The organism is Streptomyces zhaozhouensis, assembly GCF_900230195.1.
GTDB lineage: Bacteria > Actinomycetota > Actinomycetes > Streptomycetales > Streptomycetaceae > Streptomyces > Streptomyces zhaozhouensis.
On sequence record NZ_OCNE01000021.1, the window covers coordinates 20,182 to 40,666 of the forward strand.

20 protein-coding genes are annotated in these 20,485 nt (G+C 73.4%); 11 read left to right on the plus strand and 9 right to left on the minus strand.

All coding sequences use genetic code 11. The annotated features are described in order from the left end of the window. Positions 1-5 precede the first annotated feature (5 nt). On the plus strand, positions 6-986 hold the full coding sequence (locus CRP51_RS23650; RefSeq protein ID WP_097233422.1) for a glycosyltransferase family 2 protein: 981 nt from the start codon (positions 6-8) through the stop codon (positions 984-986). Between the two features lie 27 nt (positions 987-1,013). On the opposite strand, the gene CRP51_RS23655 is transcribed toward CRP51_RS23650, so the two are convergent. The 4 genes from CRP51_RS23655 to CRP51_RS23670 form a co-directional block, all read right to left on the minus strand. Further along, positions 1,014-2,753, minus strand: a complete 1,740-nt coding sequence (locus tag CRP51_RS23655) for an LCP family protein (RefSeq protein WP_245880765.1) — start codon at positions 2,751-2,753, stop codon at positions 1,014-1,016. A 120-nt stretch (positions 2,754-2,873) separates the two neighbouring features. Further along, entirely contained in the window at positions 2,874-4,649 is a 1,776-nt protein-coding gene (locus CRP51_RS23660) for an LCP family protein (RefSeq protein WP_097233349.1), read from the minus strand. A 190-nt stretch (positions 4,650-4,839) separates the two neighbouring features. Continuing rightward, entirely contained in the window at positions 4,840-5,199 is a 360-nt protein-coding gene (locus CRP51_RS23665) for a hypothetical protein (RefSeq protein ID WP_097233350.1), read from the minus strand. 38 nt (positions 5,200-5,237) lie between these two features. Continuing rightward, the gene (locus tag CRP51_RS23670) at positions 5,238-5,990 is read right to left on the minus strand and encodes a TIGR03089 family protein (RefSeq protein WP_097233351.1); all 753 of its coding nucleotides are present in this window, start codon (positions 5,988-5,990) and stop codon (positions 5,238-5,240) included. A gap of 127 nt (positions 5,991-6,117) precedes the next feature. Here CRP51_RS23670 and CRP51_RS23675 point away from each other — a divergent pair, with 127 nt between their 5' ends. Both CRP51_RS23675 and CRP51_RS23680 read left to right on the plus strand, forming a co-directional pair. Then, positions 6,118-7,350 (plus strand): peptidoglycan recognition protein family protein, encoded by a 1,233-nt coding sequence (locus tag CRP51_RS23675; RefSeq protein ID WP_245880766.1) that lies wholly within the window; start codon positions 6,118-6,120, stop codon positions 7,348-7,350. 77 nt (positions 7,351-7,427) lie between these two features. Then, positions 7,428-8,333 (plus strand): DNA-3-methyladenine glycosylase family protein, encoded by a 906-nt coding sequence (locus CRP51_RS23680; RefSeq protein WP_097233353.1) that lies wholly within the window; start codon positions 7,428-7,430, stop codon positions 8,331-8,333. Between the two features lie 29 nt (positions 8,334-8,362). Here the strand turns inward: CRP51_RS23680 and CRP51_RS23685 are convergent, their stop codons facing one another. Then, the gene (locus CRP51_RS23685) at positions 8,363-8,917 is read right to left on the minus strand and encodes an acyl-CoA thioesterase (RefSeq protein ID WP_097233354.1); all 555 of its coding nucleotides are present in this window, start codon (positions 8,915-8,917) and stop codon (positions 8,363-8,365) included. 199 nt (positions 8,918-9,116) lie between these two features. Between CRP51_RS23685 and CRP51_RS30300 the strand changes: the two genes are divergently transcribed. Then, positions 9,117-10,292, plus strand: a complete 1,176-nt coding sequence (locus CRP51_RS30300) for an LCP family protein (protein WP_500691305.1) — start codon at positions 9,117-9,119, stop codon at positions 10,290-10,292. Between the two features lie 54 nt (positions 10,293-10,346). Here the strand turns inward: CRP51_RS30300 and cutA are convergent, their stop codons facing one another. Further along, positions 10,347-10,667: a divalent-cation tolerance protein CutA gene (gene cutA, locus CRP51_RS23695; RefSeq protein WP_097233356.1), complete on the minus strand. Its 321-nt coding sequence runs from the start codon at positions 10,665-10,667 to the stop codon at positions 10,347-10,349. 127 nt (positions 10,668-10,794) lie between these two features. Further along, positions 10,795-11,070: a hypothetical protein gene (locus CRP51_RS23700; protein WP_097233357.1), complete on the minus strand. Its 276-nt coding sequence runs from the start codon at positions 11,068-11,070 to the stop codon at positions 10,795-10,797. A 658-nt stretch (positions 11,071-11,728) separates the two neighbouring features. On the opposite strand from CRP51_RS23700, the gene CRP51_RS23705 reads away from it, so the two are divergent. From CRP51_RS23705 to CRP51_RS23730, 6 genes are all read left to right on the plus strand, one after another. Beyond that, the gene (locus CRP51_RS23705; protein WP_097233358.1) at positions 11,729-12,667 is read left to right on the plus strand and encodes a cytoplasmic protein; all 939 of its coding nucleotides are present in this window, start codon (positions 11,729-11,731) and stop codon (positions 12,665-12,667) included. Positions 12,668-12,697: 30 nt separating this feature from the next. After that, the gene (locus tag CRP51_RS23710) at positions 12,698-13,564 is read left to right on the plus strand and encodes a putative RNA methyltransferase (protein ID WP_097233359.1); all 867 of its coding nucleotides are present in this window, start codon (positions 12,698-12,700) and stop codon (positions 13,562-13,564) included. Continuing rightward, positions 13,561-14,415 (plus strand): ABC transporter ATP-binding protein, encoded by an 855-nt coding sequence (locus CRP51_RS23715; protein WP_097233360.1) that lies wholly within the window; start codon positions 13,561-13,563, stop codon positions 14,413-14,415. The genes CRP51_RS23710 and CRP51_RS23715 overlap by 4 nt, the downstream gene beginning before the upstream one ends. Next, on the plus strand, positions 14,412-15,080 hold the full coding sequence (locus tag CRP51_RS23720) for an ABC transporter (protein ID WP_097233361.1): 669 nt from the start codon (positions 14,412-14,414) through the stop codon (positions 15,078-15,080). The genes CRP51_RS23715 and CRP51_RS23720 overlap by 4 nt, the downstream gene beginning before the upstream one ends. Before the next feature lie 137 nt (positions 15,081-15,217). Next, positions 15,218-16,813, plus strand: a complete 1,596-nt coding sequence (locus tag CRP51_RS23725) for an alkaline phosphatase D family protein (RefSeq protein ID WP_097233362.1) — start codon at positions 15,218-15,220, stop codon at positions 16,811-16,813. Between the two features lie 38 nt (positions 16,814-16,851). After that, positions 16,852-17,079: a DUF6011 domain-containing protein gene (locus CRP51_RS23730; RefSeq protein WP_245880767.1), complete on the plus strand. Its 228-nt coding sequence runs from the start codon at positions 16,852-16,854 to the stop codon at positions 17,077-17,079. On the opposite strand, the gene CRP51_RS23735 is transcribed toward CRP51_RS23730, so the two are convergent. Together CRP51_RS23735 and CRP51_RS23740 are read right to left on the minus strand one after the other, a co-directional pair. Further along, positions 17,065-17,742: a GNAT family N-acetyltransferase gene (locus CRP51_RS23735; protein ID WP_097233363.1), complete on the minus strand. Its 678-nt coding sequence runs from the start codon at positions 17,740-17,742 to the stop codon at positions 17,065-17,067. The genes CRP51_RS23730 and CRP51_RS23735 overlap by 15 nt on opposite strands. A gap of 75 nt (positions 17,743-17,817) precedes the next feature. Next, a complete protein-coding gene (locus tag CRP51_RS23740; protein ID WP_097233425.1) occupies positions 17,818-19,158 on the minus strand; it encodes a UDP-glucose dehydrogenase family protein in 1,341 nt (446 codons plus the stop codon). Positions 19,159-19,323: 165 nt separating this feature from the next. Between CRP51_RS23740 and CRP51_RS23745 the strand changes: the two genes are divergently transcribed. Then, a complete protein-coding gene (locus CRP51_RS23745; protein ID WP_097233364.1) occupies positions 19,324-20,484 on the plus strand; it encodes an acyl-CoA dehydrogenase family protein in 1,161 nt (386 codons plus the stop codon). Position 20,485: the final 1 nt, after the last annotated feature.

The window sequence follows — 20,485 nt, forward strand, 5'->3', positions numbered from 1 at the left end:
TGATCATGCCGGTGCTGAACGAGGAGCGCCATCTGCGGACCTCGGTGGAGCACATCCTGCGACAGGACTACCCGGGCGAGCTTGAGGTGGTGATCGCCCTCGGCCCCTCGTCCGACCGCACCGACGAGATCGCCGCCGAGCTGACGGCCGAGGACGCCAGGGTGCGCACGGTGCCCAACCCCACGGGCCGCACCCCCGCCGGGCTCAACGCCGCCATCACCGCCTCCCGCCACCCGGTCGTGGTGCGGGTCGACGGCCACGGGATGCTCTCGCCGAACTACATCGCCACCGCCGTACGGCTGCTGGAGGAGACCGGCGCCGCCAACGTCGGCGGCATCATGCACGCCGAGGGCGAGAACGCCTGGGAGCACGCGGTGGCCGCCGCGATGACCGCGCGCATCGGCGTGGGCAACGCGGCCTTCCACACCGGCGGTCAGGCGGGCGAGGCGGAGACCGTCTATCTGGGCGTCTTCCGCCGCGAGGTGCTGGAGCGGCTCGGCGGGTACAACGTCGAGTTCGTACGCGCCCAGGACTGGGAGCTGAACTACCGCATCCGGCAGGACGGCGGGCTCGTCTGGTTCTCCCCCGAGCTGCTGGTCTCCTACCGGCCCCGGCCGTCGGTGCGCGCGCTGGCCAAGCAGTACCGGAACTACGGTCGTTGGCGGCACGTCGTGGCCCGTTACCACGCGGGCTCGATCAACCCGCGCTACCTGGCGCCGCCGGCCGCCGTGCTGGCGATCGCCGCCGGGCTGGTGGGCGCGGTGTTCACGCCCTGGACGCTGGTGATCCCCGGCGGCTATCTGGCGGGCATCGTGCTGGGCTCGGTTCCGGCCGGGCGCGGGCTGTCCCCGGGCGCGCGGGTGCGCATCCCGCTGGCGCTGGCGACCATGCACATGTCGTGGGGCTGGGGCTTCCTGACGAGTCCGAGGAAGCTGGCGCGGAAGGTCATCGCCGCCCGCCCGCCGGCGCCCGAGCCCAGCCGCTGACCCGGCCGGGCGGCGCCGGCCGCCGGTCTACCAGGTGTAGACCGGGTTGACCGGCATACAGCTGTCGCCGCCCGAGCCGGAGATGATCTCGTCGTCCTCGATCGTCGGCTCGTCGGGGGCGCGCTCACCCTCCGGCTCCTCGGACGCCTCGGGGAACGCGGTGCCCTCGCGCCAGTCCTCGCCGATCACCAGGGCCAGGCCCTCCGTCTCGGGCGAGGCCATGACCCGCTCGGCCGGGATGCCGAGCGCCTCGGCCAGCGCCTCGGCGTCCACCCGGTCCGCCTCCTCGGAGTAGCGCACCTCGGTGGTCGGGGAGTTCTCGACGGTCGTGGCGTCGGTCACGGCCTGTGTGTAGCCGAGCCTGACCAGTTCGTCGGTGAGCACCCCGGCGCGGCCGTCGACCGGCGGCTGGAGTTCTGAGCCCGTCTCGTTGAGCACCGAGACGGCCACCTCGGCCGGCGGGCTGGGGTCGGGGGCCTCCTCGGTCTCCTCGGGGGTGGGCTCGGCCGGTTCGGCGTCCTGGTCGTCGAGCGGGACGTCGGTGCGGAGCATCTCGAAGAGGTCGGGCGCGCGACTCGGGTCCGGTATGACGGTGACGTCGGGGTTGGTCGGGTCGGGCTGCCAGGGCAGGGTGACCATGTTGATGCGGTCGTTGGGGACCTCGCGCAGGTCGGTGCCGAGGTCGTAGAGGGCCTGGACCGAGCCCAGCTCGTTGTTGACGGTCAGCGCGTTGGTGGCCGCCTCGGCCAGGTCCATCAGCTCGCCGGTGTTGGTCAGCGAGGCGCTGGACTGCAACTCCTCGACCATGTTGGAGAGATACATCTGCTGCGCCTTGGTGCGGCCGATGTCGCTGCCGTCGGCGAAGCCCTTGCGGGTGCGCAGCCACTGGAGCGCCTGCTCGCCCTCGATGACGCTCTCGCCGGCGGTCAGTCGCAGCCCGGACTTGGGGTCGTCGATGTTCTCCTCGACGCAGACCGGCACACCGCCCACGGCGTCGGCCATGTCCACGACTCCGGCGAAGTCGACCATCATGAAGTGGTCGATGTAGACGCCGGTCAGCTGCTCCCAGGTGGCGAGGACACAGCCGGGTCCGCCCCGGGCGAGCGCGTTGTTGATGGAGTCGGCCTCCACGGCGGGGAACGTCTCGCCGCTGTCGGGGTCGGTGCACTCCGGGATGGCGACCTGGGTGTCGCGCGGGATGCTGACCACGGAGATGTTGCTGCGGTCCGCCGAGGCGTGCAGCAGCATCTGGACGTCCGCCCTGACCGGCCCGCCGGCGAGGTCGCGGGCGCCGCCGAGCTGCTGGTTCTCCTCGCCGTCGCGGGAGTCGGAGCCGAGCAGCAGGATGTTCAACGGGCTCTGGCCGGCCGCGTTGGGCGGCGGCTTCTCCAGGTCGCCGCTGCCGGCGCTGCGGGGCTTCTTGGTCAGGTTGCCGTTGAGGTGTTCCAGATAGAGGTAGCCGGCGACGCCGACGCCGGTCACCAGCAGCGCCAGCGAGCCGGCCGTCCAGACCAGCACCCGCCGCCAGCGCGGCTTCGGCTTGCCCCGGCCCCTGGCCGCGGCGCGGGGCGCGCCGGGCGGCTCGCCGCCGTCACCGCCGTCACCGCCGTCGTCGCGCGGCTGCGGTGCGTCGGGGGCGGACCGCTGGGCGGGGACGGCGGGGCCGCGTTCGTAGAGCGAGTCGTCCCAGCCGAGCTCGGAGGCTCTGTCGGGGGTGCCGGGGGCGCCACCCGTCCCGTCCTCGCCCGGTATACCGCTCCTCCGCAAGGGGTCCCCCACTCGCTCGTTCGTTCTCTCCGCCTCTTCGGACGGCCCCTTGGTCAGAATGGTTCAGGTCCGCTCGATGCCGCCCCGTCCCGGTCGACACCAGTCGGGAGTCGACACCGGTCAGGAGGCGCACACGCTCTCGTCGTCCGCCGTGATGCTGTCCACGTCGTCCGGCATCTCCGCCGGAACCTCTATCGGCTCACCCGCGCCCCGGAAGTCGTCGCCGAGGATCAGCACCATCGGCTGGTCCCCCGCCTCGGCCGACTGCTCCTTGAGCGCGGAGTCCGGCAGCCCCATCATGTCGGCCAGCGCCGCGGCCTGTCCCGCCTGGTCGGGGCCGAACTCCAGAGTGGTGGTCTCCTGGGGCGAGGGCGCGTTGCCCGCGTTGGTCGCCAACGGCACGCCCTGCGTGTTCTGGAGCCAGTCCAGGGTCACCTGCGCGGCGCCGATCACGTCGCCGCCGTTGTAGACGTCGACCCGGATCTCCTCCGGCGCGGCGGCGGCCGCCTCCTCCTCCGCGGCCGCCTCCTCGGCCTCGCGCTCCCGCTGCTCGTTGGGCGAGATGTCCTGGCGGATCATCTCCAGTATCGGCGCGGCGCGGCCCTCGTCGACGACCACGGTCGCCTTGGCGTCCTCCGGCTCGTCGGGGTTGTCGACGACGGGCAGCGTCACGAAGTTCATGTCGTCCATCGGCACGCCGCCCAGCGTGGAGGCCAGGTCGCGCAGGCGCTGGATGCTGCCGATGCCGTCGTCGACGGAGAGCGAGCGGGTGGCGGTGTCGGCGAGGTCCCAGAGCTTGCCCGGGTCGGTCAGCATCCCGCCGTCGGTGATCTGACGGGCCATGGAGGCGACGAACTGCTGCTGGAGCTTGATCCGGGACAGGTCGCTGCCGGTGCCGACGGAGTAGCGGGTGCGCACGAAGGACAGCGCCTCCTCGCCCTCCACCACGTGCTCGCCCGCGGGGAGGTCGAGGTGCGACTTGGGGTCGTCGATGGGCTCCTCCAGGCAGACCGGCACGCCGCCGACCGCGGTGGAGAGGTCCTTGACGGCGTTGAAGTCGGCCATCATGAAGTGGTTGATCTCGACGCCGGTCAGCTGCTCGACGGTGTTCCAGACGCAGCCGGGGTCCCGCCCGTCCGTGCCCATGCTGGTGTTGAAGCGCACGCCCTCCGCGGCCGGGATGGTCCGCGTGGTGCCGTCCTCCTGCTTGACCTCGCACTCCGGGATGTCGGTGATCAGGTCGCGCGGGATGCTCAACCCGGTGGCGTGGCTGCGGTCCTCCGAGAAGTGCATCAGGATCGTGGTGTCGGCGCCCTCGCTGGCGTCGCCGCCGTAGGACTCGTTGCCCGAGCCGGTGCGGGTGTCGGTCCCGATGAAGAGGAGGTTGACCGCCTCGTCTGAGGAGAAGTCGTTGTCCTTGCCGACGTCGTACTTGGTGATGTTGTCGTTGAGGCGGTTGATCAACCACCAGGCGCCCGCCGCGCCCATGACCAGCAGCAACGCGAGGCTGCCGCCGGTCCACATCAGTATCTTCCGGCCGCGGCCGCGCTGCTTCTTCTTGCCGCGGCCGGGCGGCGCCTCCTTGCCCCTGCGGCGGCTGCCGCGCTGGGCACGGCGGTCGCGCTGGGCCGGGAGCTCACGGTCGCCGGCGGCCGGCGACTCGTCCTCGCCCCCCTCGACGGACGGCGCGCGACGCTGTCGTGGCGGAGTGTGACTGGCTCTGGGCGCTCCCGCCGGATCGGTCACCGACGGTGCCGACGGCCGCTCGGGGCGGCCGGCGCCGTCGCCTCTCCGGCCGCCCGTCAGCCGCAGCTCATAGGTGCCGGTCTCCGGGTTGAATACCCACTGGTCAGCGGGATCGACGCCGTCCGCGCCGCCAGGTCCTCGCGCGTCCACGTATTCGCGTGCCCTCCGTGTGCCCTGCTAGAGGATCAGACGGGACACACTAGCCCGGAGGTTCCATGCCAAGCGATGTCGGTGAGCGATCCCACCCGCGAGGGGGCGGCGGATTATCCGGGTTGGCCGTCTATGAGGGGTTTTACCGCGTTGCTCTTTACCGTTTCATGGGTTCCCGGACCGGAACTCGTTACAGCGGAAGCGACTTCTCCACGCTCCCCGCGGGCCCCCCGGGGGCGTCGTCGACCTCGGTCGCCGAGGGGGGAACGGCCGGGGAGTCCGGCGGCGGGGCACTCTTTCTGGCGGTCCAGCCGAGGGCCGCGGTGAGCAGAACGGCGGCGGCCACCGCGAGCGCCACCCAACGCGGCCAGCGGGGGCGGTCGAGCGGGTCGCGCGCGTTCCACTCGTCCCAGTCGTCCTCGTCGTCCCAGCCGAGCCAGCCGGCCCAGGGGTCGGGGGCCTCGCCCCGGCCACCGTCCGCCGGCTCGTCGGCCCGGCGGTCCGCCGGCTCGGCGAGCCGGTGGTAGTCGGGCTGTCGCGGGACCCTCATACCCCGATCCTGCGGCGGCGCCGCCGGAGCGGCCACCGTCAGTCGGCGAAGTGGGTGACGCGCTCACTCTCCCGGCGCGCGGCGAGCGCCTCCGGCGCCTGCCGGTCCGCGTTCCGGCAGAGCACCACCGAGCCGCCGACGGCCAGCGGCGCGAAGAGCCCGGCCGACAGCCCCTCCCAACTGCCGTACCCCCGCGTGGACATCAGCCGGCACCCGGGTCCGAGGTCCAGCGCGGCGGCGTCCGCCCTGGCCCGCGCCAGCAGCTCGCCGCCGGTGAGTGCGGCGCCGCCGACGACCAGCGCCGGGTCGTCGGGGCCCGGCGGGTCGAGCGCGGCGAAGGTGTCGCCCTGCCCCGGCGCGACCAGCGCGTAGTCCGAGAACCCGGCGGGCGCCTCGGGGAAGCGACCACCCAACGGGCGCAGCGCCAGCGCCACGCGCTCCCCCGTACAGGCGCGCGCCTCCTCGATCCGGTCGGGGCCGCAGACCACGAGGTCGGCGTCGGCCGGGTCGCCGTCCACCTCGGCGACCACCCCGGTCGCCGCGCAGGCGAGCAGCCAGACCGCCGTCTGCCAGTGCGCCGGCAGCAGCAGCGCCAGCCGCTCGCCGCGGGCGGCGGCCAGCTCGTCCTGGAGCAGGTTGGAGGTCTTCGCCACCCAATTGGCCAGGGTGGCGGCGGAGAGTTCTACCCGTTCGCCCGTGGCGTCGTCGTAGTAGGTGAGCAACGGGCGGCCCGCGTCGCTCGCCAGGGCGGAACGCAGCAGGTCGGCGGGGGTGCGGTCGGCGGTGTTCATCTCCGTCAGCCTACGCGGCGCGCTGGGCCGTCCGCGCTACCCGGGAGCCGAATGAATCTCACGGAGGGTCAGCTCACGACCACTCAGAAGTCGACAGCGGTCGTGACATATGACAACCATCAGGACTATGCGTGCATTCCGAACACTCTCGCTCCGTTCCCTTCCGTTGATCGGTTCGTGCACCGCCGCCCTGCTCGTCCCGCTGACCCTCCCGCTCGGGGGCGCGGCGCAGGCGGCCGACGGTGCCGAGGGTGCGGCGCCGCGCACGGCGGCGGCCACCCAGTCCCTCTCCCTCTCCGAGATGACCCCACTCGCCGGCAGCAGCGGTGAAGGCGAGGGGGGCGAGGACGGCGAACCCGTCCTCCCCCTCGCCGGACAGGGCCTGCCGGCCACCGACACCGACCCCTTCTCGCTGCTCGGCGTCGTCTGGTCCGACGCCGAGGAGGAGTTCCACGGCACGATCGAGGTACGCGCCAGGGACGCCGGGACGGGCGACTGGTCCGACTGGATCGCGCTGGAGTCCCACTCGGAACACGCGCCCGACGCCGGGGCCGTGGCCGAGGAGGGCGACGGGACCCGCGGCGGCACCGCGCCGCGCTGGGTCGGCGAGTCCGACGGGGTGCAGGCCAGGGTGGCGCCCGAGGACGCGGCCGCCGCGCTGCCCGACGGGCTCAGCCTGGAGCTGGTCCACCCCGGCGAGATGGCGCTCGACATGCTGGCCCCCCAGCCGGAGGCGGTGCCGGCCGCCGGCGACCACGTCGGCCCGCGCCCCGGCATCGTCATCCGCTCCAAGTGGGGCGCGGACGAGAGCCTGCGGGAGAGCGGCTACTCCTACACGGACACGGTGAAGACCGCGTTCGTCCACCACACCGCCGACACCAACGACTACAGCTGCTCCGAGGCGCCGGCGATGATCCGCGCCATCTACCGCTACCACGTGGTCAGTCAGGGCTGGCGCGACGTCGGCTACAACTTCTTCGTGGACCGCTGCGGCACCATCTACGAGGGCCGCGCCGGCGGCGTCATCGAGCCGGTGCTCGGCGCCCACACGGCCGGCTTCAACCACAACAGCATGGGCATCGCGGTCATCGGCTCCTACGGCTCGACCAAGCCCAACAAGGACGTGACCGACGCCCTGTCGCTGCTGACCGGCTGGAAGCTCGGCCTGTTCAACGTGGACCCGAGCGGCACGGCCAACCGCACCTCCCAGGGCGGCGGCAGATACGCCAAGGGCACGACCGTGAACATGTACAACATCTCCGGTCACCGCGACGGCTTCGCCACCGAGTGCCCCGGCGACCAGCTCTACTCCGCGCTGCCCGGCGTCCGTTCGCTGGCCAGCAAGCTCCAGGGCCGGTGACACCCGGCGGGCGACCGCCCGGGTGGGGGCCACCCGACGGGGGCGCGCGGCGGGGCCGACAGTAGCCTTGCCGGGTCATGCCGGACCGTGAGTGGACCCCGCCCGAACCCTACGACCTGCGCCGCAGCCTCCTCGTGCTGCGGCGCGGGCCGTATGATCCCGCGTTCCGCGAGGAGCGCGACGGCACCCTCTGGCGCGGCACCCGCACCCCGCTCGGGCCGGCCACGCTGCGGCTGCGCCCCGGGGCGCGGATCGCGGCGAGCGCCTGGGGGCCGGGTGCCGACTGGGTGTTGGACCGGCTGCCGGCGTTGCTCGGCGGCGAGGACGACCCCGGGGAGTTCGTGCCGCGCCACCGGCTGATCGCCGAGGCCAGGCGGCGGCACCGGGGGGTCAGGCTGATCCGCACCGGGCTGGTGCTGGAGTCGCTGATCCCGTCCGTCCTGGAGCAGCGCGTCACCACCGAGGACGCCTACGGCTCCTGGCGGCGGCTGCTGCGCTGGTTCGGCGAGCCGGCGCCGGGACCGGGCGCGGACATCGGTCTGTGGGTGATGCCGGCCCCGGGGACGCTGGCCCGCGTCCCGTCCTGGGACTGGCACCGGGCCAACGTCGACGGTTCGCGTTCCGCCACCGTGATGCGGGTGGTGCGGGTCGCCCGGCGGATGGAGGAGGCGGCGGCGATGGAGCTGCCCGCCGCGCTCGCCAGGCTCCGGGCGGTGCCCGGCGTCGGGCCCTGGACGGCGGCCGAGGCGTTGCAGCGCAGCAACGGCTCCCCCGACGCGATCACCGTCGGCGACCTCCATCTGCCGGGCACGGTCGGCTACGCGCTGGCCGGCGAACGGGACGCGGACGACGCGCGGATGCTGGAGCTGCTGGCCGACTACCCGGGGCAGCGGCACAGGGCCGCCCGCTACGTCCTGCTCAGCGGCGTCGCCCCGGCCCGGCGGGCGCCGCGTCAACGGCACGCGCGGATCGCCCGGCTGTGACGGGGGGGGCGAGGGGGCGGGCGGCGCGCTCAGCCGAGGTCGGCGCCCCTGGCGCGCAACTCCTGGATCTCGCGCCGGCGTGCGAGACGGTGGGTGCGCCGGATCTGTGCCTCCTGGAACCGTCGCCGGTCCAGTTCGGTCGCGGGCAGCACCGGCGGGACGCGGCGCGGCTTGCCTTCCTCGTCGACGGCGGCGAAGACCAGATAGGCGGTGCCGACGCGGGTGGCGGGCGTCGACTCGTTCCACCGCTCGGCGAGCACCTTGACGCCGATCTCCATGGAACTGCGGCCGGTCCAGTTCACCTGGGCGTGGACGTGCACCAGGTCGCCGATGCGCACCGGCACCAGGAAGACCATCTCGTCCATGGAGGCGGTGACCGCCGGCCCCCCGGAGTGGCGGCCGGCGACCGCGCCGGCGGCGTCGTCGACCAGCTTCATGATCACGCCGCCGTGCACCGTGCCCAACAGGTTGACGTCGTTCTGGCTCATGATGGTGGAGAGCGTGGTCCGCGAGGCGGCGGTGGGCTTACCCGCGGGATCAGGGTGATCGGCGTGATCGGCGCGATCACTGGGCACATCGGTCATAAGTCCAGCGTAAGCACCCGACCGGTCCGATAATGCATCAGGTCTGCCACAGTGCGTGGACCGTGTTTCCCCCGAACGGCATACCGGTGCAGACTGGCGTGCTATGAGCGACTGGCCCGACGGGTGGACCGACGACGACCAGGACCGGAGCGGTTACGGAAGGGGGCGCGGCAGCGCGACCCCGGAGAGCGCGCGGGTCATGCCGCACGTGGGGAGACCGCCGCGACAGCGCTCGCCACACCACGACGCCGGGCCGACGCCGTCAGGCCAGCCGAACCCCGGCTACGACTCCGGCTGGAACGACGGCCAGGTCTACCGGGGCTCCGGCCGGCAGGAACCGCCGCCGCCGGACGCCCCCTACCCGTACGGGGGGCAGGGTCCCGACCAGCCGAAGCCCCGGCCGCGTTGGGGGCGCCGAATAGGCTTCAGCCTGCTGGCGCTGGTCCTCGTGCTGGTCGTGGTGGGGACCGCCACCTACTTCTGGGCGGACGGCAAGCTCAACCGGGACGTGGACCTGGAGGCGCTGGAGGACCGCCCGGAGCCCGGCGAGGGCACCAACTTCCTGATCGTCGGCTCCGACAGCCGCGAGGGGCTGAGCGACGAGCAGCGCGAGGAGATGCGCACGGGCAACGCCGAGGGCAGCCGCACGGACACGATCATGATCCTGCACGTGGGGTCGAACGGGAACACGATGGTGAGCCTGCCGCGTGACTCCTGGGTGACCATCCCCGAGTTCACCGGCTCCGAGTCCGGCAACCGCATCCCCGAGCAGGGGCAGAAGATCAACGCGGCGTTCTCCATCGAGGGCCCGTGGCTGCTGGCCCGCACCATCGAGCACAACCTCGACATCCACATCGACCACTACGTGGAGATAGGGTTCGGCGGCTTCGCCAACGTGGTCGACGCGCTCGGCGGCGTCGAGATGTGCTTCGACGAGCCGATCCAGGACGAGAACTCGGGCGCCGACTTCGCCGAGGGCTGCCACCAGCTGGACGGCGCCGAGTCGCTGGCGTTCAACCGGCAGCGCTACCAGGAGGCCGAGGGCGACCTGGGGCGCACCAAGAACCAGCAGGAGTTCCTCGGCACCCTCGCCGACCAGGCGGCCTCGCCCGGCACGCTGCTGAACCCCTTCAAGCTCTACCCGACGATGAGCGCCAGCCTGGACGCGCTGACCGTCGACACCGAGATGAGCCTGTGGGACCTGCGCAGCATGTTCTGGGCGATGCGCAGCGCGGAACGCATGAACATGCCGGTCGCCGACCCCGGTTACGCGGCCCCCGACGGCAGCTCGGCGGTGCTCTGGGACCAGGAGCAGGCGGACGCGCTGATGGAGCAGCTGCGCAACGACGAGGAGGTCACGGTCGGGGTGGAGTGATTCCCGGCACCCGCGACGCCCCCGGCCTCCTCCGAGGCCGGGGGCGTCGGGCGTTCAGCGGGTCGTCTCCGCGCCCAGCCAGGCGAGATAGGCGTCGCTTCCGCGGGTGATCGGGGTGGCGATGATCTCCGGCGTGTCGTAGTCGTGCGTCTCCTCGATATGCGCGGCGAGTTCGTCGTAACGGGCCGCGGTCGTCTTGAAGAGCACCCGCCACTCGGCGTCGGTCTCGATCCGCCCCTCCCAGCGGTAGACGCTGGTCACCGGCCCGTCGATCTGCGCGCAGGCGGCGAGGCGCCGCTCGACGGCGCTCGCGGCGAGCGCGCGCGCCTTGTCCTCCGCGTCGGTCGTGGTGAGAACGGCGAGATGGTCGGCCACGGTTGCCCTCCCGGGTGCGCTCGGCTCGGCTGTCCCGGCGACGGTAGCGCGGAACGCCCGACCGGGATTCCCGGTCGGGCGCCTCGTCCGGCCATCGGCCCCGGGGCCGCGCCCCGGGGCGACGCGTCTAGGAGAACCAGTGGAAGTACCAGGCGTTGATGGTGTCCGGCTTGTAGCAGACACCGACCTCGTAGTAGCGGCTGAAGTCCGCGCGGGTGACCTTGCACTCGTGCTCGGTGGCGAACGGCCCCTCGATCGTCTCCACCGGCGCGGCGGCGCTCGTCGCCGCGGTCGTGTGGTCGGCGGCGGTCGCCGACGCCGGCAGGGCCGCGACGGCGCCGAAGGCGGCCATCGCGGCGACCGCCGCGCCCGCGACCCGTGTGCGTGCCGGTATGAACCTCATGCTGATTCGCCCCGTTCCTTGTCATGACGGCTCACCACGCGCCGTTCCCGCCGCGCGGCGGAGCGGCGGCTGCCGCTCGTCACCGATCGTAACTCTCGTGCGCGATACACGAGTTGCGGCCTTCCCCGGGAACGTCGGCGCCCCACGGCCCGACGACCACCGGCCGGCCCGGCCCGCGGGCGGGGCGCGCGTGACGTTGCCGCTGGTCAAAGCGGCACACCGGACGCGTGTGACCCCGCGCCCCGGCCCCCGATCCGTCTCGGGGCCGGGGCGTGCGGAGGGCGAGGGGGCCGCGTTCATCCGGGGAAACGGTGCAGGCCCTGTGTCCTCTCCGCTCGCGCAGAGTGAAGTTCGCCGCCCCACGGCCGACGAGAGACCGACGGCGTTCCCGACGTTCGGGGCGGCCCGGAACCCCGCACCCGGCCGCACGCGCCCCCTCCCCGGCGGAAGCGGCCGGGGCGCGGCGGAGAAGCGGAATCCTGGCCGGCGCCCGCCCCGCCCCGAGGCGCCGCGGAAGGCGCGGTTCGGGTCGTGTGACCCGTGTGCAGATGCCGTGCGGGCACCCGGAAACCAACGATTCGCCCGTTATCGAGAGGACCGGGCTCCGGTAGGATCGAACGCCCGTTCATGCATGTCGGGTGACGAGCGAGGAACGATCGTGGCGAGCTATGCCCACCTCAAGGACAAGGTCTTCGACGGACAGCCGCTGACGCGGTTCGACATCGGCAAGGAGGGCGGCGGCGCCCCGGCGGAGGTCGCCTGGCTCGTCGAGAAGGAGATGGTGGACCCTCCCGAATTCCCCGAGGTCTTCGACCGCTTCGTGGAGACCGTCGACACCGGCGAGGTGACCACGCTCGCGCTGGGATGGGCCGGCTTCGAGGGCGAGGTCGCCGCCGAGTCCCTCCTCCGGCACGCCGGGAGGTTTCCCCGGCTGCGCGCGCTACACCTCGGCTACCAGGTCGATTTCGCCTACGTCCGGCAGGGCGACGTCACCCCTGTCCTGGAGCGGTTCCCCCGACTGGAGCGGCTGGACGTCCGGGGCAAGAACGGACTCGCGCTGCGCCCGTTCCGCCACGAGACCCTCCGGACCCTGCGGTTCGAGTCCTGCTGCCTGTTCGGGCACGTGGCGCGCGCGCTCGGCGCCAGCGACCTGCCGGCGCTGGAGTACCTGGACCTCTGGCTCGGCGTGCTGCCCGACCTGGACGCGCCGCCGGAGGTCGACGCCAATGACCTCGCGCCGCTGCTCAACGGCGAGCGGTTCCCCGCGCTGCGCCATCTCGGGCTGGAGAACAGCTGGATCACGGACGAGTTCGCCGACGTGGTCGCGACCGCCCCCGTCGTGGCCCGACTGCGTTCACTCAGCCTGGCACTGGGCACCCTCACCGACGCCGGCGTCGAAAGCCTGCTCACCGGACAGCCACTGACCCATCTCCAACGCCTGGACCTCCACCACCACTATCTCTCCCCGGCCATGATGGACCGCGTTCCCGCCGCCCTCCCCGGAGTCGACGTCGACCTCGGCGACCACCGGGGCGAGTTCGCCGGCCCCTTCGACGAGGAGGCCCACCACTTCGTCGCCGACGGGCGGGACTTCTGAGCCGCCGCCGCTCCGGTAGCATCCGGCCGCATGGACGGCGGCCGGCTCGATCAACGCGCACCCTGGGCGCGGCTGCTGGCGGCGTTGCGCTGCCCCGTCTGCGGGGCGGGGCTCGCCGCGGGTGAGCGGTCGGTGCGCTGTCCCGCCGGGCACAGCTTCGACCTGGCGCGGCAGGGGTATCTCAGCCTGGCCGCCGGCGGCCCCCGGGGCGCCGGGGCCAACGCGGACGGCGCGGCCATGGTCGAGGCCAGGTCCGCGTTCCTCGGTGCCGGGCACTACGCGCCGCTGACCGAGGCGCTGGCCAGGCTCGCCGGGGAGGCGGCGCCCGCCGGCGGGCTGCTGGTCGACGCGGGCGGCGGCACCGGGCACCATCTCGCCGGGGTGCTCGACGCGCTGCCGGAGGCGGCGGGGCTGACCCTGGACGTCTCCAAGTACGCGCTGCGCCGCGCGGCGCGGGCGCACCCCAGGATGGGCGCGGCCAGCGCCGACGTGTGGCGCGGGCTGCCGCTGCGTTCCGGCGCCGCCGACGTGCTGCTGAACGTCTTCGCGCCGCGCGACGGCGCCGAGTTCCACCGGGTGCTCGCGCCAGGCGGCACCCTGCTGGTGGTGACCCCCGGCCCCGACCATCTGGCCGAACTCCGCGCGGCCGGGGGCCTGTTGTCGGTCGACCCGGCCAAGGAGGAACGGCTGCGGCGCACCCTGGCCGGCCACTTCGCGCAGCACGGCGAGGAACGGCTGGAGTTCGGGATGCGGTTGACCGCCGCCGAGACCGCCGCGCTGGTCGGCATGGGCCCGAACGCCCACCACGCCGCCGCCCACCCGGCCGCCGGGGCGCCGCCCGCGACCGTCACCGCCTCGTTCCGGCTGACCGTCCACCGGCCGGGGACGAGCGCGTGAGGCTGTCGCGGGTGAGCCGACGCCGGGGCGCGCGCGGCCCCTGGGTGCTGCGCGAGGTCGATCTCGAAGTGACCGCCGGCTCGCTCGTCAGGGTCACCGGCGCCAACGGCGCCGGGAAGACGACGCTGCTGCGCCTGCTGGCCGGGGTGGACGCGCCCGACGCGGGGCGGATCACCGACCGGCCGCGCCCCACGGGCTTCGTGCCGGAACACTTCCCCGCCGAGCTGCCGTTGACGGCCCTCGGCTACCTCGGCCATCTGGGGCGAATCCACGGGTTGCGTGGCGCCGTGGCGCGGGAGCGGGCCGAGCGGTGGCTGGAGCGGCTGGGTGCCGCGGGGTACGGGCGCACCCCGCTGGTCGAGTTGTCCAAGGGGACCGCCCGGAAAGTCGCCGTCGCACAGGCGCTGCTGGCCGATCCGGCGCTGCTGGTGCTCGACGAGGCGTGGAGCGGGCTCGACCGGGAGGCCAGGGCGCTGCTGGACAGCGTGGCGGCCGAGCGCGTCGCCGCCGGGGCCACCGTCGTCTTCGTCGACCACGCGCCCCGGGGCCTGGGAAGCGCCGTCGACCGGGTGCTGCGGATCGCGGACGCCCGGGTCGCGGAGGAAGAGGGCCCCGCGTCGGCCGACGGCGTCGGGCAACCTCCCGTGACCGTGATCGCCGAGGGCCCCCCGGGCGCCGCGCCCCCGCCGCTGCCGGCCGGCGTGCGCTGGGTCCCGGCCCCGCGGGGGCGGGTGCGGATCACCGCGCCGCCGGCCGTCTCCGACGCCGTCCTGCGGAGTCTGCTGACAGCCGGGGCCCGTTGGCACGTCCACGCGGTCTCGCCGCCGGCCGGGCGGGAGGGCCCGGGGTGAGGGCGCTGCTGTGGTACCAGGCGACGCTGCTGCTCCGTTCCCGGCACGTGCTGCCGCCCGCCCTGCTCCACCTCGCCGTACTCGCCGTCGGTTTCAGCCCCGGCGATCCGATACTGGACTCACTCGCCGTGAACGCGGCCGTCGCCCTGCCGACCGCCGTCTGGCTGACCTGGGCCTGCACCCACAACGAGCCGCCGGCGGCGCGGAGTTGCACGGCCGCGGCGACCTCTCCCCGACGGGCGCAGCTGGCCTGTCTGCTCACCGGTGCCGGCGCGGCGGGGCTGCTGGCCGGCGTCTGCTGCGCGGCCGTCGCCCTGCTGGCCGGCGGACACGCGGGCGACCGCGCCACCGCCGTCTCCCGGCTTCCCGCGCTCGGAGCGGGCCTGACGGCGACGCTGGTCTGCGTGCTGGCCGGCACGGCCCTCGGCGCCCTCTGCGGCCGACCGATGCTGCGTGGGCGGGCCCGCGCGTTCCTCCTCGCACTGGGCGGTTCCGTCGCGTTGCTGGCGGCGGGCGCCTCCCCGGCCAACGCGGCGGTCTCCGAGCTGGTGCGCGGGAACCAGGACGGCACGGTGCGGCAGCCGCTGCTCCCCCTGCTCGTCGTGCTCACGGCGACGGCGCTGGTGACAGCCCTGGCCTGCCGGCGGGCCGAACGCGGGGAGTGAGCCGGCCGCGACGGGAGGCGGCGGGCCACGGCACCTGTTGTTCAGCCAGAGTTGTCACGCCCGGTGTCCGTTGCGCCCCGTTCGCGCACCATAGTGGCGCCCGTCATGACGTGAATCGGCCATGGGAGGTACCGAGAATGGCGCAGGCGGGCGAGAACAGCACCGGATCGATCGGCCGACGCGGGGTGCTGCGCGGCGCGGCGACCGCGTCGGCGGCGTTGGCGCTGCCCTCGGGGCTCGCGTGGGCCGGTGCCGCGCCGGCGCAGGCGCTCGGTGGCCGCCCGTCCGCCGACTGGGGTGTGCAGGTCGGCGACGTGACCGGGGAGTCGGGGCTGGTCTGGGTCCGCTCCGACCGGCCGGCGCGGATGATCGTGGAGACGTCGGCGACGGAGTCGTTCCGCCGGCCGCGCCGGTTCGCCGGGCCGCTGCTCGGTCCCGGCACCGACTTCACCGGCACCACGCGGCTGCGCGGCCTCGAACCGGGGCAGCAGGTCCACTACCGGGTGACGCTGGTCGACCCGCACGACCACCGGCGCACCGGCCGGCCCGTGACCGGCACGTTCCGCACGCCGTCCGAACGGCGCTCCGCCGGCACCCGTTTCGTCTGGTCGGGCGACCTGGCCGGGCAGGGCTGGGGCATCAACCCGGAGCTGGGCGGCTACCGCGCCTTCGAGGAGATGCGGCGGCTGGACCCGGACTTCTTCCTCTTCAGCGGCGACACGATCTACGCCGACGGGCCGCTCACCGAGACCGTGGCGCTGCCCGACGGCCGCACCTGGCGGAACATCACCGTCGAGGAGAAGGCCAAGGTCGCCGAGACCCTCGCCGAGTACCGGGGCAACTTCCGCTACAACCTGGCCGACGAGAACCTGCGGCGCTTCAACGCCCAGGTCCCGGCCATCGTCCAGTGGGACGACCACGAGGTCACCAACAACTGGTACCCGGGCGAGCTGCTGGAGGACGACAACTACACGGAGAAGTCCGCCGACGTGCTGGCCGCCCGCGCGCGCCAGGCGTTCAGCGAGTACTTCCCGATCTCCACGCTGCGCCCCGGGGCGCGCGAGGGGCGGGTGCACCGCGTCGTGCGCCGCGGTCCGCTGCTGGACGTCTTCGTGCTGGACATGCGCACCTTCCGCGACCGCAACTCCCCCAACGACCAGCGGGAGAACGCGCAGGGCATCCTGGGCCGCGAGCAGCTGGAGTGGCTCAAGCGGGAGTTGACGCGTTCCCGCGCGCTGTGGAAGGTGATCGCCGCCGACATGCCCATCGGGCTGGTGGTCCCGGACGGCGAGACCGACTTCGAGGCGATCGCCAACGGCGACCCGGGCGCCCCGCTCGGCCGGGAGCTCCAGATCGCCGAGCTGCTGCGGTTCGTCAAGCGCCGGCGGATCACGGGCACCGTCTGGCTCACCGCCGACGTGCACTACACCTCGGCCCAGCACTACCGGCCCGAGCTGGCGTCGTTCGGCGACTTCGCGCCGTTCTGGGAGTTCGTGACCGGCCCGCTGAACGCCGGTGCCTTCCCCGCCAACGCGCTGGACGACACCTTCGGCCCCGACCGGGTCTTCGTCAAGGCGCCGACCGTGGCCAACGTCTCGCCGGCCGAGGGCTACCAGTTCTTCGGCGAGGTCGAGATCGACGGCGAGAGCGGCGAACTCACCGCGCACCTGCGGGAGGTGGGCGGCGGGGTGCTCTTCTCGCAGACGCTGCGCCCGGGTCTCGTCGGGCAGTGAGCGCCCCGGACGGCGGCCCGCGGTGGTACACCTGACCCATGGCAGGCACGACGTCCGGCGCGAACGACCCGCAGCCGGCGCTGCTCCCCGACCCGGAGGAGCGGCGCCGGCCCCCCGTGCACTGCCGGCTCTGCGGCCGGCCGCTGCGTGACCGCGAGGCGCGGACCTGGGGGCTGGGTCCCGAGTGCCGCGCCAAGCTGGAGCTGCGCGCCGCGCCCCGGCCGCCGGACGGGCCGGTGGAGCAGGACCCGCTACCCGGCGTCTGAGCCCGACGCCGCCTTAGGGCCGGCGGCGCCCAGCAGCGCGCGGCAGGGCTCAAGTCCTTCGATCTCCACGGGGACGCGGCGCCGGGCCAGCCACCGTTCCCTGGTCAGCCGCAGCCGCCGTTCCTTCACCGGCCGGCCGCGCACCACCAGCCGGGCGATGCCGTCGTCCACGTAGCCGAGCTTGGCCGAGACCCGCAGCGAGGCGGCGTTGCCCTCGATCGCGCCGGAGACCGAATGCTCGGCGCCGAGCCCGGCGAAGGCCAACTCCAGCACGGCGGCCCGCATCTCGGTGCCGATCCCCCTGCCCTGGTACGGCAGACCGAGCCAGGAACCGCTGCTGGTCTCGCGCAGCACGGGGAAGTCCCGGGCGGCCAGCGTCTGGGTGCCGACCAGCTCGCCGTCCTCGAAGACCACCAGGTTCAGCGACCACCCCCCGGGCGCGAGAGAGGACCGCGCGGCCCAGTGGTGCTGGATCGTGGCGAGCCGCTGCTCGTGCGGGGGGCGGTCGGTCCAGGGGACGAGAAACGGCATCTCCTCGGGCGGATGCACCCCCTCGGCCGCCAGCTCCGCCAGCCGGGCCAACTCCTCGTCGTCGGGCAGGCGCAGCTCCAGCCGGGGAGTGCGCAGCCGCAGCCCCGCGAGGGGCCAGTGGTCGATCAACATGGCCCATTCTGCGCAGCGGGGACCGGACGGCTCATCCCCTTTTCGCCCCCGCGTGCCCCCGCGTGACCCCGCGGCTCAGGCCGTGGGGCGGCCCAGCGCGCGGTAGGTCCAGTCGGCCTTGCGCCAGAGGGAGGCGTCCAGCGTGTTCCGCCCGTCGAGGATGTGACGGGTGGTCACGACCTCGCCGAGGGCCGCCGGATCCAGCTCCTGGAACTCGCGCCACTCCGTGAGGTGCAGCACCACGTGCGCGCCGCGCGCCGCCTCGACGGCCGAGTCGGTGTACCGGAGGGTCGGGAAGACGGCGCGGGCGTTCTCCACGGCCTTGGGGTCGTAGACGCTCACCTCCGCGCCCTGGAGGTGGAGCTGGCCCGCGATGTTCAGCGCCGGGGAGTCGCGGACGTCGTCCGTCTCCGGCTTGAACGCGGCGCCCAGCACGGCGATCCGCCGGCCGAGCAGCGAGCCGCCCAGCGCCTCCCTGGCCAGCTCGACCATGGAGGCGCGGCGCCGCATGTTGAGCGAGTCGACCTCGCGGAGGAACTGCAGCGCCTCGGAGGCGCCCAGCTCGCCGGCCCTGGCGAAGAAGGCGCGCAGGTCCTTGGGCAGGCAGCCGCCGCCGAACCCGATGCCGGAGCGCAGGAACTTGCGGCCGATCCGCTCGTCGTGCCCCAGCGCCTCGGCGAGCTTGACCACGTCGCCGTCGGCGACCTCGCAGACCTCGGCCATCGCGTTGATGAAGGAGATCTTGGTGGCGAGGAACGCGTTGGCCGCCGTCTTGACCAGCTCGGCCGTGGGCAGGTCGGTGACGACGAGGGGGCTGCCCTCGGCCAGCGGCGTCGCGTAGACCTCGCGCAGCAGCGCCTCGGAGCGCTCGCTGGTCACCCCGATCACTATCCGGTCGGGGTGCAGGGTGTCCCGGACGGCGAAGCCCTCCTGGAGGAACTCCGGGTTCCACGCCAGCTCCGCGTCCTCGCCTGCCGGCGCCAGCTCGGCGATCCTGCGGGCCAGCCGCGCGGCGGAGCCGACCGGGACCGTGGACTTCCCCACGACCAGCGCCGGCCGGTCCAGATGGGGCGCGAGGGCCTCGACGGCGCTGTCGAAGTAGGTCATGTCGCACGCGTACTCGCCGGCGCGCTGCGGGGTGTTGACGCAGATGAAGTGCACGTCCGCCGCGGCGGCCACCTCCTGCGGCGAGGTGGTGAACGACAGCCGCCCGGTCGATCCCGGCAGGCCGGCCACGTGCCGCTGGAGGATCTCCTCAAGGCCCGGCTCGTAGACCGGGGAGACCCCCCGGGAGAGGTCCTCCACCTTCGACGGCACGACGTCGAGGCCGATGACCTCGAATCCCAACTCCGCCATGGCGGCGGCGTGGGTGGCGCCGAGGTAACCGAGACCGATCACCGAGATCTTGAGAGGCATGGCCCCGAGCATAGACGAACGGGCCTGTCGGCAAGCTCACCTATCCCCAGCCCCGGCATGACCCTAGGATCAGGTTACTTAACAGTCATGAACCAGGTCATGAACCGAGTCGCGAACCAGGACGAGAACCGACGAGAACCACTTCGTGGGCAGGGAGTGAGACAGGTGTCAGGAGCCGGGGACTTCGATCTCTACCGTCCGGCCGAGGAGCACGAGATGCTCCGGGAGTCGGTCAGGGCGTTGGCCGAGGCGAAGATCGCGCCGCACGCCGCCGACGTGGACGAGCGGGCGCGCTTCCCGCAGGAGGCGCTGGACGCGCTGGTCGGCAGCGACCTGCACGCGGTGCACGTCCCCGAGGAGTTCGGGGGCGCGGGCGCGGACGCGCTGGCCACGGTCGTCGTGATCGAGGAGGTGGCGCGGGTGTGTGCCTCCTCCTCGCTGATCCCGGCGGTCAACAAGCTCGGCTCGCTGCCGGTGATGCTCTCCGGCTCGGCGGAGCTGAAGGAGCGCTACCTCAGGCCGCTGGCCGAGGGGCGGGCCATGTTCTCCTACTGCCTCTCCGAGCCCGACGCGGGCTCGGACGCCGGCGGCATGAAGACGCGGGCGGTGCGGGACGGGGACTCCTACGTGCTCAACGGCGTCAAGCGGTGGATCACCAACGCGGGGGTCTCCGACTACTACACGGTGATGGCGGTCACCGACCCGGAGAAGCGGACGCGCGGCGGGATCTCGGCGTTCGTGGTGGAGAAGGGCGACGAGGGCGTCTCGTTCGGCGCCCCGGAGAAGAAGCTGGGCATCAAGGGGTCGCCGACCCGCGAGGTCTATCTGGACAACGTGCGCGTGCCGGCCGAACGGATGATCGGCGCCGAGGGCACCGGCTTCGCGACCGCGATGCGCACGCTGGACCACACCCGGATCACCATCGCCGCCCAGGCGTTGGGCATCGCGCAGGGCGCGCTGGACTACGCCAAGGGGTATGTGCGCGAGCGCAAGCAGTTCGGCAAGCCGGTGGGCGACTTCCAGGGCGTCCAGTTCATGCTCGCCGACATGGCCATGAAGCTGGAGGCGGCCCGGCAGCTGACCTACGCGGCGGCGGCGAGGTCGCAGCGCGAGGACGGCGACCTGACGTTCTTCGGCGCCGCCGCGAAGTGCTACGCCTCCGACGCGGCGATGGAGATCACCACGGACGCGGTGCAGCTCCTGGGCGGCTACGGCTTCACCCGTGACTACCCGGTGGAGCGGATGATGCGGGACGCGAAGATCACCCAGATCTACGAGGGCACGAACCAGGTGCAGCGGATCGTGATGGCCCGCAACCTGCCGTAGG